Below are 13,209 nucleotides of genomic sequence, written 5' to 3'. Positions count from 1 at the left end.
AGGAGCCGCCGGAAACGCCGGGCAAGCGGCGGCGGGAGATCGCAACGCGCGTTGCGCTCACGCCAACCGCCGCTTGCTACGTTCGCGGCATGCCCGACGACCCGCGCCACCCGGGACACGGCCTCCGCCGCGACCTCGACCTCCTCGAAGCGCTCGCCTCCCCCGAGGCCCAGCGCGCCGGCGGGCTGGGCGTCGTCCGGCTCGCCCGGCTCACCGGGCGGGAGAAGAGCCAGGTCTCGCGGGCGCTCAAGGCGCTCGCCGAAGAAGGCGTCGTCGAACGGGATCCCGACACGCTCGGGTACCGGCTCGGCCACCGGTTGTTCTCGCTCGTCGCCCGGACCGTCGACGACCGGCTCGTCCGCGCCGCCGAACCGGTCCTGCGGGAGCTGTCGGCCGACCTCGAGGAGACCGCCCACCTCTGCGTCCTGCGCGGCCAGGAGGTGCTCACCGTGCTTTCGGTGTCCGGGCACTCCTTTCGAGCGCCCGGCTGGGAAGGCCGCGGGGTCCCGGCGCAGCGCACGTCCGCCGGGCGCGTGCTGCTGCTCGACGCCTCGCCCGACGACCTCTACGTCCGGTTCCCTCAACCATCCGAAGTGGACACATTGCCGACACTGTGGACGAAGATCCAGGACGCCCGCCGGGACGGCTACGCGCGCGTCCAGGAAGAGTTCGAGGCGGGCCTGGTCGGTGTTTCGGCGCCGGTGCGGGACTTCCGCGGCCGGGTCGTCGCCGCGCTCAACGTCTCCGCGCCCGCCGGACGGCTCGGCGACCGGCTCGACGACGCCGGCCGGGTCACCGCCCGGGCCGCCGCGAAGGTTTCCGCACAACTGGGCTGGGAGCGCGGATGACCGACGTCCACAGTGGACGTCAGCGGGTGGTGAACGCGCCGCCGTTGACGTGCAGCGTCTGGCCGGTGATGTGGCGGGCTCCTTCGGAGGCCAGGAAGTACGTCGTCTCCGCGATGTCCCGGGGGTGGCCGGCGCGGCCATTGTGGGTTGCCGCGATCAGCGCCTCCCGCCGCTGATCGGACAATCGGCCTTGGAAGAACTCGGTTTCGGCGATGTAGCCGGGTGAGACCAGGTTGGCGGTCAAGCCTTTCGGGCCGACCTCCGACGAGAGCCCGGCGGTCCACGCCGCCAGCGCCGCTTTCGCCGCCCCGTAGGAACCCGACGCGTATTCGGCGCCGATCGACCCGACGGTGACGATGGTGCCGCCCGGCCGCAGCTTGCCGAGCACCGCGGTCGTCGTCAGCACGGCGCTGAGCAGGTTGGCGTCCAGGTTCGCCCGCCACGCCGACAGCACGCCCGCCAGGCCCGGGCCCCGCTCGCCGCCGAAGTCGGTGTTGCCGCCCGCCATGTTCACGACGACGTCGAGGTCCGGGCCCAGCTCGTCCGCCAGCCGGGTCACCTGCCCGGGATCAGTGGCGTCGCACGGGATCGGCCGGACGTCCAGCTCCTCCGCCACGCGCTCGAGGCGCCCGGCGTCCCGGCCGGTGACGACCACGGTGTCGCCGGCCGCGCGGAAGCGGGCGGCGACCGCCTTGCCGAGCCCGCTCCCGCCGCCGGTGACCAGCACTATTCGACTCACGGCAACTCCTCCTCTGCTATGTTTAGCTCTAAACGTAGCAACGCGGAGGCGACGGTGTCCAACGACGGCTACCCGATGGAAGCGATCCTGCGCTGGCCCGCGGCCGACATCGCGGCGGCGTGGCAGCGCGAGCTGCCCGGCGTGCGGACGGAGTCCATCGAGGTCATCACGCCCGCGTGGCGCATCGCCAAGCTCCTCGCCGACGACCGGCGCCGGACGCTGGCCGAGCTCGGGATCGATCCGTCCACGCTGGACCTGCTGAGCGTGATCCGGCGCGCGGGACCGCCGTACGAGCTGACGACGCGCGAGATCACGCGCCGCACGCTGGTCACCGCGGGCGCGATCTCCCAGCGGATCACCCGCGCCGAGCAGGCCGGGCTGGTGGAACGGGCGCCGTCCCCGGTGTCGCGCCGCGCGGTCGCGGTCAAGCTCACCGATGCCGGCCACGCCCTGATCGAGGCGACCGTGCGCCGGCTGCTCGAGCACGAAGCGGACCTGCTCGGCGGGCTGACGCGGGACGAGCGCACGACGCTCACCGGCCTGCTCGCCAAACTGGAGGCGACGCTGCACCCGCGCGTCTCCCCCGAGCGAGGGGACGGCTGATACCTCGGCGGGAGGTCGCGGCGCCCCGGCGTGGACAGACTCGGGACCATGACCGCACCGACCGTCGTCCACCCGCCGCGATGGGCCGTCCTGGCCGCGCACGCCGTCCCGCTCGTCACCCTGCCGTCCGGGATCTGGCGGCTCTTCCTCGCCGGCGGCGCCGACCTCGGGCTGCGCCCCTGGTACGCCATCGGATTCGGCGAAGCCGCGTACATCGTCGGGCTGAGCGTCGTCTCCGAAGCACTGGCCCTGCTCACACTCGGGCTGGTCCGGCCGTGGGGCGAGCGCGTCCCCCGGTGGATCCCGCTGCTCGGCGGCCGGCGGGTCGCGCCGTACGCGGCGATCGTCCCGGCGGCCGCCGGTGCGCTGGCGCTCGCGGTGATCTGGGCGTACGCGTTCCGGGACTTCCCGGGGTTCGGGGCCGTGACGTTCGCGGGTCCGGGCTGGCACGCCCTGCTGGTCGCCTGCTACCTGCCGCTGCTGCTCTGGGCACCGCTGCTGGCCGCCGTCACGTGGGCGTATTGGCGACGGCGCTGCCGCGTGTAGCGAGCCGGGCGCCCGGGTATCCCGCCGGTACTTCGGAAAGGGAGCTGACATGGGTCTTCTCATCGGGCTGCTGGTGATCTGGGCGGTCCTGGCCGTCCTCGGCATCGTCATCAAGGGGCTGTTCTGGCTGATCATCGTCGGCGCGGTGCTGTTCGTCGCGACCGCGGTGATCGGGTTCGTCAAGCGGGAGGCGCTCAGCCGGCGGCACTGACTGCCCGACATCACGGTTTCGCGCCGGAAATGGCCGTTCATTCAGCAGTCGGGTCGTACGCGTGCTATTCGATCTCTATGACCGAATCACCGAACTACCCGAACTATCCCGAATCCGCGGCGGCGGGGCAGCCCGCCGCCGCGCCGGCGCGGCCCAGCACGGTCGAGGGCGCTTTCTGGGCGTTCATCGCTTCGACTGTCCTCAGCCTCGTCGGCGGTTTCCTGATCTTCGCAAGCCGTGACGCGATCGCCGACACACTGCGGAATTCGAACAGACAAAGCGGCGGTTCCCTGACCGACGCGCAGATCGACCAGGCCGTCACGATCACGATGGTCATCGCGCTCGTGATCGCGGTGGTCATCGCCGCGCTGTACCTGCTGTTCGCGTTCAAACTGCGCGCCGGCCGGAACTGGGCGCGGATCGTGCTCACGGTCATCACCGCCCTGCAGCTGCTTTCGGTGCTGGTCGGGCAATCCACCGTGCTCGGCTACATCAGCGTGGTCGCCGCCGTCGTCGGCGTGGTGTTGTCGTTCCTGACGCCGTCGAACGCCTACTTCGCCGCGAACAAGCCCATCCGCTAGGCCTTCCGCCGGGCCCGCCGGTGCGGCGGGCCCGGCTCAGCCGGCGTGCTCGATCACGAACGCCGTCAGGAAGCCGAGCGTGGCGAGCAGGCCCGTGTAGAGCTCGGTGCGTTCGAAGGCTTCCGGGATCATGGTGTCGGCGATCATGGCCAGGATCGCCCCGGCGGCCACCGCCGTGATCGCGGCGATCGCCGCGGGCGAGGCCGAGCGCAGGAGGACGTTCCCCAGCAGCGCGGCGGCCCCGCTGGCGAGCGCGATCCCGCTCCAGACCCCGAAGACGTAGCCGGCACCGCGGCCGGCCGTCTTCATCCCCGCCGCGCTGGACAGTCCTTCCGGGACGTTCGAGATGAACACCGCCGCCAGCACCGTGAGCCCGACTCCCCCGCCGCCGAGCAGGGAAACGCCGAGCACGACGGACTCCGGGATCCCGTCGAGCAGGGCACCGACGGCGATCGCGGCACCACTGCCGGAACTGTCCTGTTCGGACGGTTGCTGACCACCGGAGCGCTTGCGGTGCCGGGCCCCGCGCCGCGCGAGGACGACGTTGATCGCGACGTACACGACGGCACCGCCGAGAAAGCCGCCCGCGGTCGGCCCGAGCCCGCCGGCCCGCTGCGCCTCGTCGACGAGGTCGAAGGCCAGCGCGGAGATGAGCACCCCGGCCCCGAAGGCCATGATCCCGGCGACGACCCGCCGCGACACGCGAAGCCACCACGCGACGGCGGCGCCGAGCACGAGCGCGACCCCGCCGACGAGGCCCCACAGCCCCGCCTCCACCCATTCCGGCATGCAGGCCACCTTCCGTCCGACAGCGGGTTCGCGAGGGGGCTACCCGGTGACGGCGACGGGGACACGCGGGAAGCACCGCCGGTGCCGCGGACCACGCGGCGAACCGGACCATTCGCCCGGCTGCCGGAGCCGGACGCGGGTCACCAGGCCGGGGTGTGCCGGCTCAGCGGCCGTCCCACGGGCGGCCCGCCAGCAAGTTGGCCTCCCACCGCACCGCCGTCTCGCACAGCGCCGCTTCCGCGCCGCGCCGGTGGGCGATCACTTCGTCGTCGCACCACAGCATCAGCGCCGTCGCTCCGTCCGCCGTCGGGGTCAGCCCGACCACCCAATGGTGGCCGCCGAGCGCCAAGACGCGTTCGGCCGTGCTCCAGCGGCCGCGGGACCCCGTCACCGTCCACGCCGGACTCCGTGCGAGCTCCCGGACCGATGCCGGGCGCTGGTCGTTCATCCCGCCACTGTCGCACATCGGGCGGCCGGAACCCGGTCACCGGCCCGTCGACCCGTCGATCAGCTCGCGCAGGATGTCGGCGTGGCCCGCGTGCCGGCCGGTCTCCTCGATCATGTGCACCAAGGCCCAGCGCATCGACGGTGGCGTCCGGCCGGGACGGACGACCGGTTCGCTCAGGTCGGCGCACGCGTCGATCACCGCGTTTGCCTCGGCGACCGCCGCGCGGTAGCCCGCCAAGAGCGCGGCGGCCGATTCCCCGGGCAGCGGCCGGAAAGTCGCCTGCCAGTCGGCGGTCGGCTCGCCGAGGAACGTGAAGCGCTCGACGTGGGTCAAGTGCCGGACCAAGCCCAGCAGGGACGTGCCCGACGGCACGCCGGGCGTGCGGACCTGCGGTTCCGGCACGCCCTCGGCCTTGGCCGCCACCGCGGCGCGCAGCTGGTCGAGGAACCCGCGCAGCACGTCCTTCTCGGCGGGGCCGGTCCGCGGGGGCGGCGTGTCGCGACGGCGGGGCATGGTCGGTCCTCCTCGGACGGTCATCGGGCTCGGCGGATCAGCAGGATGTGGTCGACGACCTCGGCGACCTGGCCGCCGGGTCCGGTGGCCCGGCGGGACAGGGCTTCGGCGCGCGAGACGGTCCACTCGCCGGCGTCGAGCTCGAGCGATCGGGCCACTTCCCGGGGCGCGGTGAACCGGGCTTCCTGGTCCCACGACCACGGCGCGACCGAACCGTGGTCGACGACCAGCAGCCGTCCGCCCGGCTCCAGCGCGTGCGCGGCCCGGCGCAGCACGCCGGTGCGCGGGAACGCGAAGGACGTGTGCAGGTAGTGCGCCGAGACGAGGTCGAAGCGGCCCGCGGGGAACGTCTCGGCCAGGTCGTGGCGTTCGGCGGTGACGCGGTCGCCGAGCCCGAGGGCGTGCGCGCGCTCGGCCAGGCCCGCGGTCGCGACGCCGGAGATGTCGGCCGCGGTCACGCGCCAGCCTCGGCGGGCGAGCCACAGCGTGTCGCCGCCGGCGCCGCTGCCCAGGTCGAGCGCCGTGCCGGGCGGCAGGTCGGCGACGGCTTCGGTGAGCCGGACGTTCGGGCGGGGTTCGCCCCGCCGGCCCGCGTAGCAGGCGTCCCAGAATTCCGTGGCAGTCATGGCTCCACCGTGGCTCGGCCGTGCCGGAGTGGCACGCTTTCTTGCGGTTTCGGCAAGATGGCCGGGTGAGCGACGACATCGACGACGTCCTGCACGCGGTCGGCCCCCGGCTGCGGGCGCTGCGCCGCACCCGCGGGCTGACGCTGGCCGAGGTCGCCGGCACCACCGGGGTGTCGGAAAGCACGCTGTCGCGGCTGGAGAGCGGGCAGCGGCGGGCCAGCCTGGAACTGCTGCTGCCGCTGGCGCGCGCCTACCGCGTCCCGCTCGACGACCTCGTCGGCGCGCCCCGCACCGGCGACCCGCGCGTCCACCTCGCGCCGATCCACCGCTACGGCATGACGTTCGTGCCGCTGTCCCGGCGGCCGGGCGGCATGCAGGCGTACAAGATGCTGATCCCGGGCAGCGACCACCCACCGGAGCCGGTCCACCAGACCCACGACGGCCACGAGTGGCTCTACGTGCTCCACGGGCAGCTGCGGCTCGTCCTCGGCGAGCACGACCTGGTGCTGCCGGCGGGCGAGGCAGCGGAGTTCGACACGACGCTCCCCCACTGGCTCGGCAGCGCCGACGGGAAGGCCGTCGAGCTGCTCATCCTCTTCGGGCAGCACGGCGAACGCGCGCACCTGCGCGCCCGCGCCACCCGGGACTGAACGGGTGTCCGTGCGGTGTCAGGCCGGTGTCAGGCGGTCCCGCGAACGTGGTCGGCACAACCACAGCGCACACAAGGGGAAAACGCCATGACCGTCTTCACCACGCCGGAACCGATCACCGCCACGCTGACCACCGCCGGCGCCCACGTGCGGATCGCCGCGAGCGACCGCGCGGACACCGTCGTGCGGGTCGAGCCGGTGAACCGCGACAGCAAGTCGGACGTGAAGGTCGCCGAACAGACCGAAATCGCCTTCACCGGCGGCGAACTCACCATCAAGACGAACAAGCCCGGCGCCAAGAACGGGTCGGTCGCCATCACGCTCGAGCTGCCCGCCGCGTCCCGGCTGGTGCTGCAGACGACGTGGACGGACGTGCACGCCGACGGCAGCCTCGGCGCCTGCGAACTGGACGTGGCGTCCGGCCGGGTGGAGCTCGACCGGATCGCCGCGCTGCGCGGCCGTCTCTCGGCGGGCGACGTCGCGGTCGGCCACGTCGCCGGGACCACCGAGCTCGACGGCGGCACGGCGGACGTCCGGCTCGGCGAGGTCGAGGGCACGCTGCGGTGCCTGGGCTCGACCGGCAAGGTGTGGATCGGGCGCGCCCGCTCCGACGTCGGCTTCACCGGCTCCAGCGGCCGCTTCGAGGTCGGCCGGGCCGACGGGAGCGTCTCCGCCGAGGCGGCGAACTGCCCGATCCGGATCGGCCTCCTGACCGGCGGCCGGGCGGAGTTGACGAACGCGTCCGGTGGCATCGAGGTCGGCGTCGGCGAAGGTGTCGCCGCGTCGGTGGACGCGGACAGCACCAAGGGCACCGTGCGCAACTCGCTGCCCGAGCCCGCCGGCGAGGCGGCGGACCGGGTCGAGATCCACGCCCGCACGCGTCGGGACGACATCGTCGTCCACCCCGCCTGACGGCTTCGCGCGGCCGGGGATCGATTTCCGGGGAAGCGGCGGGCGAACCCGCTCCCGGCCGCGCGAACTCCCAGGGTTCTCCCAGAACCTCCCAGGAACCGGCCAGGCGGGCGGGCCAGGCTCGCCGCATGACCACCATCGAAGTGCGCGGGCTGACCAAGCGGTACGGTCCCGACACCGTCGTCGACGACCTGTCGTTCACCGTCGAACCCGGGCAGGTCACCGGGTTCCTCGGGCCGAACGGCGCGGGCAAGTCCACGACCATGAAGCTGATCCTGGGACTCGCGGCGCCGACGCGCGGGTCCGCCACCATCGGCGGGCGCCGCTACCAGGACCTCCCCGTCCCGCTGACCGAAGTCGGCGCGCTGCTCGACGCGGGCGCCGTCCACGGCGGCCGGAAGGCCCGCGACCACCTGCTGACCCTTGCCGTGAGCAACGGGCTCCCGCGGCGCCGGGTCGGCGAGGTGCTGGCCCGCACCGGGCTGGAGAGCGTCGCGGGCAAGCGCGCGGGCGGGTTCTCGCTCGGCATGCGGCAGCGGCTCGGCATCGCGGCGGCGCTGCTCGGCGACCCGCGCGTGCTGATCTTCGACGAGCCGGTGAACGGGCTCGACCCCGAAGGCATCCGCTGGATCCGCGACTTCATGCGCGCCCTGGCCCGCGAGGGCCGCGCCGTGCTGGTCTCCAGCCACCTGATGAGCGAGATGGCGCAGACCGCCGACCACCTGGTCGTGATCGGCCGCGGCCGGCTCGTCGCCGACACCGCCGTGAGCGAGCTCGTGCGCGGCGAAGGAACCGTGCTCGTCCGCACGCCCGACGCCGGCTTCGCGCGGCTGCTGGCCACCGCGGGCGCCACCGTCCGGGAAGGCGTCGAAGCTTCGCTAGTGGTGTCCGGCCTGACCAGCGGGGAGATCGGCAAGCTGGCGGCGTACCACGGCGTTTCGCTCGCCGAACTGACCCCGCAGCGCGTCTCGCTCGAAGACGCCTTCATGGAACTGACCCGCGACAGCGTCGAGTACGAGGGAGCGAGCGCGTGAGCTTCGCCCGGACCGTCCACGCCGAGTGGATCAAGCTCCGCAGCCTGCGTTCGACGTGGTACACCCTGGCGTGCCTGTTCGCGGCCGGGCTCGGCATCACCGCCCTCGGCATGAACGCCGCCGGGAAGGCGTACGCCGAGGACCCGCAGGCGTGGGACCCGACCAACCGCAGCCTGACGACGTACATCGTCGCGCAGCTGATCATCGGGGTGCTCGGCATCCTGGTCGTCACCGGCGAGCACACGACCGGGCTGATCGGGACGTCGCTGATCGCCACACCCCGCCGCCACCGGCTGCTGGCGGCCAAGGTCGTGGTGGCCGTGGGTGTCGCGGTGCTGGCGGGACAGGCGCTGATGTTCGCCGCGTTCGTCCTCGGCCAGGCCGTGTTGGGCACGCAGGACCTGCCACGGGCGTCGCTCGGCGATCCCGGCGTGCTGTCCGCGGTGACGGGCGGCGGCCTCTACCTGGCGGCGATCGCCCTCCTGGCGATCGGGCTCGGCACCCTCATGCGCGCGACGGCGGGCGCGCTCGCGACGCTGGTCGCGATCGTGTTCCTGGTCCCCGGGCTCGCCGGCCTCTTCCCGGCGTGGGTGCGCGGGCTGTTCCTCTACTGGCCGACGCTCGGCGGGTCCGCGGTCCTGAAGACGCTGCCCGACCCGGACTTCCCGCACCCGTGGCTCAACCTGGGCGGGATGTGCGTGGGGGTGGCGGCGGTGCTGGCGGCGGCGTTCGTGGTGTTCCGGCGACGGGACGTGTGATGCGCGAGGTGGTCCGCGGTCTGCTGTCTGCGGCCGCGGCGCTGCTGGCGATGACGGTGGTGGCGGCGGCTGGGTTGCTGCCGCTCGGTGCCGGCGGGTTGACGGCGCCGGTGGTCGCGTTGGCCGTGGGTGGGTCGGTGGACGTTTCGCTCGTGGGGCTGCCGGTCGGTGTTCATGGCGTTTTCCGTGGTGTGCCGCTCGGGGTTTCCCTTGCGGGGGCGGTGGTTCTGGGGTGGCTGCTGCTGCGGGGTCGCGAGGGGTTGCTCGTGCGCGGGGCGGTGGCGGTGGTGGCCTTCGCGGGGGCGTTGGGCGGGATTGCGTTGTGGGCCGGGGGAAAGGTGGGCCTGCCGGGTGGAGTTGGTGCGCCACGGGGTTGCGTTTCGGCGCGGTTGCCGGTTCCCGGCGCCGGATCGCCCGCGGGGGTGGGTGCGGCGTGGCCGGGCGGGCTCGGCGCCGGCCCCTCCGCCGGCGTGAGCGCGGCATGGCCAAGCGCGCTCGGCACCGGACCCTCCGCCGGAGCCGGCCAGGCCCTGCCGGGTGGACTCGGCGCCGGATTCCCCACGGGAACCGGCCTACCCTCCCCCGCCCACCTGGACGCCGCGTTCTCCGTGGCTGCCGGGCCCACCGTCGCCGGCGCCTCGGCCTTCGCGCTCGTGGTCGTCGCAGCCTGCTGGCTGATCGCGCGTTTCCCTTCCACCACAACAACCCTGCGCACCCTGCGCTGGCCACTGGCCGGGTTCGCCGTCCTCTGCCTCACCGTCGCCGGCGTACTCGGCGGCGCCAAAGCAGCGGGCGCCGTCCTGCTCGTCCTCCCCCAGCTGCTGCCCGCCGCCGTCCTGACCGGTCTCGGCGTCCCGTGGCACCTCACCTCCACCGGCCTGCTCTCCTGCACCCCGGACACCGGCTTCCCGGCCACCCACTGGATCGCCGCCGCCGTCCTCCTCGGCCTCGGCGTCGCGGTCGCCCTCCGTCGGCGCCTCCCGCCCCTGCGCCAAGCCGCGGAACTCGGTGCGGTCGTCGGCGGTGTCCTGGCCGTCACGGCCCTGCTGTCCCGGTTCTCCGTCGACCTCTCGGTGACCGTGTTCCGCTTCTCGGTCCCCGTCCTCGGCGCGGATCTGGCCGCGAACCCGCTCCTGGCCCTCGTCGCCGGGGCCGCGGGCGGAGCCGTCGCGGGACTCGCCGGCACCCTGCTCGTCCGCGCGTTCTCCGTATCCTCGCGGGCATGGACGAGATGACCCGGCTGCTGGTCGTGGACGACGAACCCACCGTCCGCGAGCTGCTCTCCGCCGCGCTCCGGTTCGCCGGGTTCCGGGTGACCTCCGCGGCGACGGCGGGCGAAGCCGTCGCCGCGGCCACCGAAGAACCGCCCGACCTGGTGCTGCTGGACGTCATGCTGCCGGACACGGACGGCTTCGAAGTGGTCCGGCGGCTGCGCGAGCGGCACCTCCCGGTGCCCGTCCTCTTCCTCACCGCGCGCGACGGCCAGGCCGACAAGGTCGCCGGCCTGTCCCTCGGCGCCGACGACTACGTCACGAAACCCTTCGACCTGGCGGAGCTGATCGCGCGGATCCGGGCGATCCTCCGCCGGACCGCGGGGCACCCGGCCGCCGTGCTGAGCGTGGGCACCCTCGCCCTCGACGCGGACGGCAGGCAGGTGACGCGCGCGGGCCGCCCCGTCCGCGTGTCCGACACCGAGTTCCGGCTGCTGCGCTACCTGATGGAGAACGCCGGCCGGGTCGTGTCCAAGGCGCAGATCCTCGACCGCGTGTGGCGCGAGGACTTCGGCGGCGACGCCAGCATCGTCGACACCTACATCTCCTACCTGCGCCGCAAGGTCGACACCGAGGAGCCCAAGCTGATCCACACCGTGCACGGCGTGGGCTACGTGCTGCGCGAGCCCCGGCGGTGAGGCGGCTGTCGCTGCGGGCGCGGCTGCTGCTGCTCACCGCGGGTCTCCTGCTGGCCGGCCTGACCCTGATCAGCGCGCTCGTCGCCGACCGGCTGGAACGCTTCCAGCTCGGCCGCCTCGACGGCCAGCTGCGCTCGATGACCGAGCTCGTCTCCCTCGCGGCGAACCCGGCCCCGGCTGGGAATCCTGCCGTCCGGCCGGACCTCCTCGACCCCGCGCTCGACCTGTTCGGCAGCCCCTACGTCGTCTACCTCGACGCCGGCGGCGCGGTCGTGGGCGGCCTGCACTCGTCGCGGGTACCGGGCTCGACGCTGCCGCCGCTCGACGAGCTGCGCACGGTCCCTGCCGACGGGACCGCGGTCGACCTGCGGGCGGCCGACGGCTCGGAACGCTGGCGGGCCGTCGCGCACCGGGCCGTCCGCTGGGGCGGGACGGTGGTTTCGGCCGCGCCGCTCGCCGAAGCCGACGCCACGATCGCCCAGCTGCGGGTGAGCAGCCTGGTCAGCGGCGCGGTCCTGCTCGTCGTGCTGACCGCGGCCGGCTGGTTCGCCCTCGGCCGGGGCCTGCGCCCGCTGCGCCGCATCGAGCACACGGCGGCCGCGATCGCCGGCGGCGACCTCACCCGGCGCGTCCCGGTCCTCGCGCCGCCCGGCACCGAAATCGGGCACCTCGCGGCGTCGCTCAACACCATGCTCGGCCAGCTGGAGGACGCGTTCGCCGCCCGGGCGGCCTCGGAGTCGCGGATGCGCGCGTTCGTCGCGGACGTCAGCCACGAGCTGCGCACCCCGTTGTTCGGCATCAAGGGTTCCACCGAGCTGTACCGGATGGGCGCCCTGCCCGGACCGTCCGATGTGGACGAAGCGATGCGGCGCATCGACCGGGAAGCCACCCGGCTCACCGCGCTGACCGAGGACCTGCTGCTGCTCGCCCAGCTCGACGAGGCACCCGAGGACCAGCTCGACCGGGCACCGATGGACCTGCGCACCCTCGCCGGCGACGCCCGCCACGACCTGCGCGCGCTCGACCCGTCCCGCACGGTCACCCTCACCGGCCCGGGCGGGGACGGACCGCCGGGCCCGGCCCCGGTCGACGCGGACGAAGCCCGGCTCCGGCAGGTGGTCACGAACCTGGCGGGCAACGCGGCCGCGCACACCCCGCCGGGCACGGGCGTCCGCATCGGCGTCGGCACGGCGGCCGGCCGCGCGGTCCTGGAGGTGGCCGACGACGGCCCGGGGATGACGGCCGGGCAGGCGGAGAAGGCGTTCAACCGCTTCTACCGCGCCGACCGGTCCCGCACCCGCTCCGGCGGCGCGGACGCGGGCCTGGGGCTGTCGATCGCGCGGTCGCTGGCCCGCGCCCACGGCGGCGACGTCGAACTGGAGACGGCGGTCGGCGAAGGCGCGTGTTTCCGGCTGACGCTGCCGTTGCTCGACTGAGGTTCAGCGCCGGCGGGCTCGCAGGTAGCGCCGCGGGTGCACGACCCAGTAGAAGTTCAGGTCGTAGCCCCACCCGAACGTCTTCGGCGTCCAGAGCCGCCGGTCGCCGGGGTTCCAGAGGCGGGCGCGGACCCGCGCGGCGGTCGGGCGCCGCCAGTCGTACGGGAGGCCGGCCGCGCGGCCCTGGGGTTCGGCCGGCCGCTCGTCGTCGGTTTCCGGCATCGGCATCACCTTCCCGCCGACCAGCGTGGACCCGCGGTGATCAGCGGTCAACCGCCGGGGCCGGGTGGCCCAGCGCCGCGACCAGCTCGGCCACGCGGTGGTGGGCTTCGAGCGGGTGCCGCAGCCGGCCTTCCGGGTGGATCGTGTAGTGGTTGCGGCGGCCGACGCGCTCGCGTTCGACGTAGCCGCCGTCGATCAGGTCGGCGAGGATCAGCTGCACGCCCCGCTCGGTGATGCCGACGCGCTCGGCGATGTCGTGCAGCCGGTGGTCCGGGTCCTCGGCCAGGCACAGCAGGACGTGCGCGTGGTTGCTCAAGAACGTCCACGAAGCCATGCGGGCAGCTTAGCCGTCCACACTTGACAGACGAAGCACAGTTCGCCATT

Annotated in this window: 19 protein-coding genes; 12 read left to right on the top strand and 7 right to left on the bottom strand. The window is 73.9% G+C overall.

Annotated elements, in window-relative coordinates; translation table 11 throughout:
* Nucleotides 1–89: 89 nt before the first annotated feature.
* Nucleotides 90–848, top strand: a complete 759-nt coding sequence (locus ACIQWX_RS47020) for an IclR family transcriptional regulator (RefSeq protein WP_400885903.1) — start codon at nucleotides 90–92, stop codon at nucleotides 846–848.
* A 19-nt stretch (nucleotides 849–867) separates the two neighbouring features.
* Here the strand turns inward: ACIQWX_RS47020 and ACIQWX_RS47015 are convergent, their stop codons facing one another.
* A complete protein-coding gene (locus ACIQWX_RS47015) occupies nucleotides 868–1,587 on the bottom strand; it encodes an SDR family NAD(P)-dependent oxidoreductase (RefSeq protein ID WP_400885901.1) in 720 nt (239 codons plus the stop codon).
* A gap of 54 nt (nucleotides 1,588–1,641) precedes the next feature.
* Between ACIQWX_RS47015 and ACIQWX_RS47010 the strand changes: the two genes are divergently transcribed.
* From ACIQWX_RS47010 to ACIQWX_RS46995, 4 genes are all read left to right on the top strand, one after another.
* Nucleotides 1,642–2,190: a MarR family winged helix-turn-helix transcriptional regulator gene (locus ACIQWX_RS47010; protein WP_400885900.1), complete on the top strand. Its 549-nt coding sequence runs from the start codon at nucleotides 1,642–1,644 to the stop codon at nucleotides 2,188–2,190.
* 48 nt (nucleotides 2,191–2,238) lie between these two features.
* Nucleotides 2,239–2,736: a hypothetical protein gene (locus tag ACIQWX_RS47005; protein WP_400885898.1), complete on the top strand. Its 498-nt coding sequence runs from the start codon at nucleotides 2,239–2,241 to the stop codon at nucleotides 2,734–2,736.
* A gap of 49 nt (nucleotides 2,737–2,785) precedes the next feature.
* On the top strand, nucleotides 2,786–2,947 hold the full coding sequence (locus ACIQWX_RS47000; RefSeq protein ID WP_400885895.1) for a hypothetical protein: 162 nt from the start codon (nucleotides 2,786–2,788) through the stop codon (nucleotides 2,945–2,947).
* 77 nt (nucleotides 2,948–3,024) lie between these two features.
* Nucleotides 3,025–3,528, top strand: coding sequence for a hypothetical protein (locus tag ACIQWX_RS46995; protein WP_400885894.1), 504 nt, complete (start codon nucleotides 3,025–3,027; stop codon nucleotides 3,526–3,528).
* Between the two features lie 36 nt (nucleotides 3,529–3,564).
* Here ACIQWX_RS46995 and ACIQWX_RS46990 read toward each other — a convergent pair whose 3' ends face one another.
* The 4 genes from ACIQWX_RS46990 to ACIQWX_RS46975 form a co-directional block, all read right to left on the bottom strand.
* The gene (locus ACIQWX_RS46990; RefSeq protein WP_400885892.1) at nucleotides 3,565–4,317 is read right to left on the bottom strand and encodes a ZIP family metal transporter; all 753 of its coding nucleotides are present in this window, start codon (nucleotides 4,315–4,317) and stop codon (nucleotides 3,565–3,567) included.
* Nucleotides 4,318–4,480: 163 nt separating this feature from the next.
* On the bottom strand, nucleotides 4,481–4,765 hold the full coding sequence (locus ACIQWX_RS46985) for a hypothetical protein (protein ID WP_400885891.1): 285 nt from the start codon (nucleotides 4,763–4,765) through the stop codon (nucleotides 4,481–4,483).
* Between the two features lie 36 nt (nucleotides 4,766–4,801).
* Entirely contained in the window at nucleotides 4,802–5,278 is a 477-nt protein-coding gene (locus ACIQWX_RS46980; protein ID WP_400885890.1) for a DinB family protein, read from the bottom strand.
* A gap of 20 nt (nucleotides 5,279–5,298) precedes the next feature.
* Nucleotides 5,299–5,904, bottom strand: a complete 606-nt coding sequence (locus tag ACIQWX_RS46975) for an SAM-dependent methyltransferase (protein ID WP_400885887.1) — start codon at nucleotides 5,902–5,904, stop codon at nucleotides 5,299–5,301.
* A 65-nt stretch (nucleotides 5,905–5,969) separates the two neighbouring features.
* Here ACIQWX_RS46975 and ACIQWX_RS46970 point away from each other — a divergent pair, with 65 nt between their 5' ends.
* The 7 genes from ACIQWX_RS46970 (at nucleotide 5,970) to ACIQWX_RS46940 (ending at nucleotide 12,603) form a co-directional block, all read left to right on the top strand.
* A complete protein-coding gene (locus tag ACIQWX_RS46970) occupies nucleotides 5,970–6,554 on the top strand; it encodes a helix-turn-helix domain-containing protein (RefSeq protein ID WP_400885884.1) in 585 nt (194 codons plus the stop codon).
* Nucleotides 6,555–6,641: 87 nt separating this feature from the next.
* Nucleotides 6,642–7,466 carry a hypothetical protein gene (locus ACIQWX_RS46965; protein WP_400885882.1) on the top strand — a complete coding sequence of 275 codons (825 nt, stop codon included), beginning with the start codon at nucleotides 6,642–6,644 and terminating at the stop codon, nucleotides 7,464–7,466.
* A gap of 128 nt (nucleotides 7,467–7,594) precedes the next feature.
* Nucleotides 7,595–8,500, top strand: a complete 906-nt coding sequence (locus tag ACIQWX_RS46960; protein ID WP_400885879.1) for an ABC transporter ATP-binding protein — start codon at nucleotides 7,595–7,597, stop codon at nucleotides 8,498–8,500.
* The gene (locus tag ACIQWX_RS46955) at nucleotides 8,497–9,258 is read left to right on the top strand and encodes an ABC transporter permease (RefSeq protein ID WP_400885876.1); all 762 of its coding nucleotides are present in this window, start codon (nucleotides 8,497–8,499) and stop codon (nucleotides 9,256–9,258) included. The genes ACIQWX_RS46960 and ACIQWX_RS46955 overlap by 4 nt, the downstream gene beginning before the upstream one ends.
* Nucleotides 9,258–10,493: a hypothetical protein gene (locus tag ACIQWX_RS46950; protein ID WP_400885874.1), complete on the top strand. Its 1,236-nt coding sequence runs from the start codon at nucleotides 9,258–9,260 to the stop codon at nucleotides 10,491–10,493. Before ACIQWX_RS46955 ends, ACIQWX_RS46950 begins: the two co-directional genes overlap by 1 nt.
* Nucleotides 10,481–11,167 carry a response regulator transcription factor gene (locus ACIQWX_RS46945; RefSeq protein ID WP_400885872.1) on the top strand — a complete coding sequence of 229 codons (687 nt, stop codon included), beginning with the start codon at nucleotides 10,481–10,483 and terminating at the stop codon, nucleotides 11,165–11,167. Before ACIQWX_RS46950 ends, ACIQWX_RS46945 begins: the two co-directional genes overlap by 13 nt.
* Nucleotides 11,164–12,603 (top strand): ATP-binding protein, encoded by a 1,440-nt coding sequence (locus ACIQWX_RS46940; protein WP_400885869.1) that lies wholly within the window; start codon nucleotides 11,164–11,166, stop codon nucleotides 12,601–12,603. The genes ACIQWX_RS46945 and ACIQWX_RS46940 overlap by 4 nt, the downstream gene beginning before the upstream one ends.
* Before the next feature lie 3 nt (nucleotides 12,604–12,606).
* On the opposite strand, the gene ACIQWX_RS46935 is transcribed toward ACIQWX_RS46940, so the two are convergent.
* Nucleotides 12,607–12,825 (bottom strand): DUF5808 domain-containing protein, encoded by a 219-nt coding sequence (locus tag ACIQWX_RS46935; protein WP_400885866.1) that lies wholly within the window; start codon nucleotides 12,823–12,825, stop codon nucleotides 12,607–12,609.
* 40 nt (nucleotides 12,826–12,865) lie between these two features.
* Complete coding sequence (locus tag ACIQWX_RS46930) at nucleotides 12,866–13,159, bottom strand: helix-turn-helix transcriptional regulator (RefSeq protein ID WP_400885863.1); 294 nt, start codon at nucleotides 13,157–13,159, stop codon at nucleotides 12,866–12,868.
* Nucleotides 13,160–13,209 lie beyond the last annotated feature (50 nt).

It is taken from the genome of Amycolatopsis sp. NPDC098790, assembly GCF_044759945.1.
Classification (GTDB): domain Bacteria; phylum Actinomycetota; class Actinomycetes; order Mycobacteriales; family Pseudonocardiaceae; genus Amycolatopsis.
The sequence above is the reverse complement of the archived record's forward strand: the minus strand, read 5'-3'. Positions and strand labels throughout refer to the sequence as shown.

Bases quoted from the DNA above. Each gene is read 5' to 3' on its own strand.
- ACIQWX_RS46985 (WP_400885891.1), bottom strand. From the start codon at position 4,765: ATGAACGACCAGCGCCCGGCATCGGTCCGGGAGCTCGCACGGAGTCCG.
- ACIQWX_RS46975 (WP_400885887.1), bottom strand. From the start codon at position 5,904: ATGACTGCCACGGAATTCTGGGACGCCTGCTACGCGGGCCGGCGGGGC.
- ACIQWX_RS46990 (WP_400885892.1), bottom strand. From the start codon at position 4,317: ATGCCGGAATGGGTGGAGGCGGGGCTGTGGGGCCTCGTCGGCGGGGTC.
- ACIQWX_RS46945 (WP_400885872.1), top strand. From the start codon at position 10,481: ATGGACGAGATGACCCGGCTGCTGGTCGTGGACGACGAACCCACCGTC.
- ACIQWX_RS46950 (WP_400885874.1), top strand. From the start codon at position 9,258: ATGCGCGAGGTGGTCCGCGGTCTGCTGTCTGCGGCCGCGGCGCTGCTG.
- ACIQWX_RS46935 (WP_400885866.1), bottom strand. From the start codon at position 12,825: ATGCCGGAAACCGACGACGAGCGGCCGGCCGAACCCCAGGGCCGCGCG.
- ACIQWX_RS47000 (WP_400885895.1), top strand. From the start codon at position 2,786: ATGGGTCTTCTCATCGGGCTGCTGGTGATCTGGGCGGTCCTGGCCGTC.
- ACIQWX_RS46930 (WP_400885863.1), bottom strand. From the start codon at position 13,159: ATGGCTTCGTGGACGTTCTTGAGCAACCACGCGCACGTCCTGCTGTGC.
- ACIQWX_RS46960 (WP_400885879.1), top strand. From the start codon at position 7,595: ATGACCACCATCGAAGTGCGCGGGCTGACCAAGCGGTACGGTCCCGAC.
- ACIQWX_RS47005 (WP_400885898.1), top strand. From the start codon at position 2,239: ATGACCGCACCGACCGTCGTCCACCCGCCGCGATGGGCCGTCCTGGCC.
- ACIQWX_RS46995 (WP_400885894.1), top strand. From the start codon at position 3,025: ATGACCGAATCACCGAACTACCCGAACTATCCCGAATCCGCGGCGGCG.
- ACIQWX_RS47020 (WP_400885903.1), top strand. From the start codon at position 90: ATGCCCGACGACCCGCGCCACCCGGGACACGGCCTCCGCCGCGACCTC.
- ACIQWX_RS46965 (WP_400885882.1), top strand. From the start codon at position 6,642: ATGACCGTCTTCACCACGCCGGAACCGATCACCGCCACGCTGACCACC.
- ACIQWX_RS46980 (WP_400885890.1), bottom strand. From the start codon at position 5,278: ATGCCCCGCCGTCGCGACACGCCGCCCCCGCGGACCGGCCCCGCCGAG.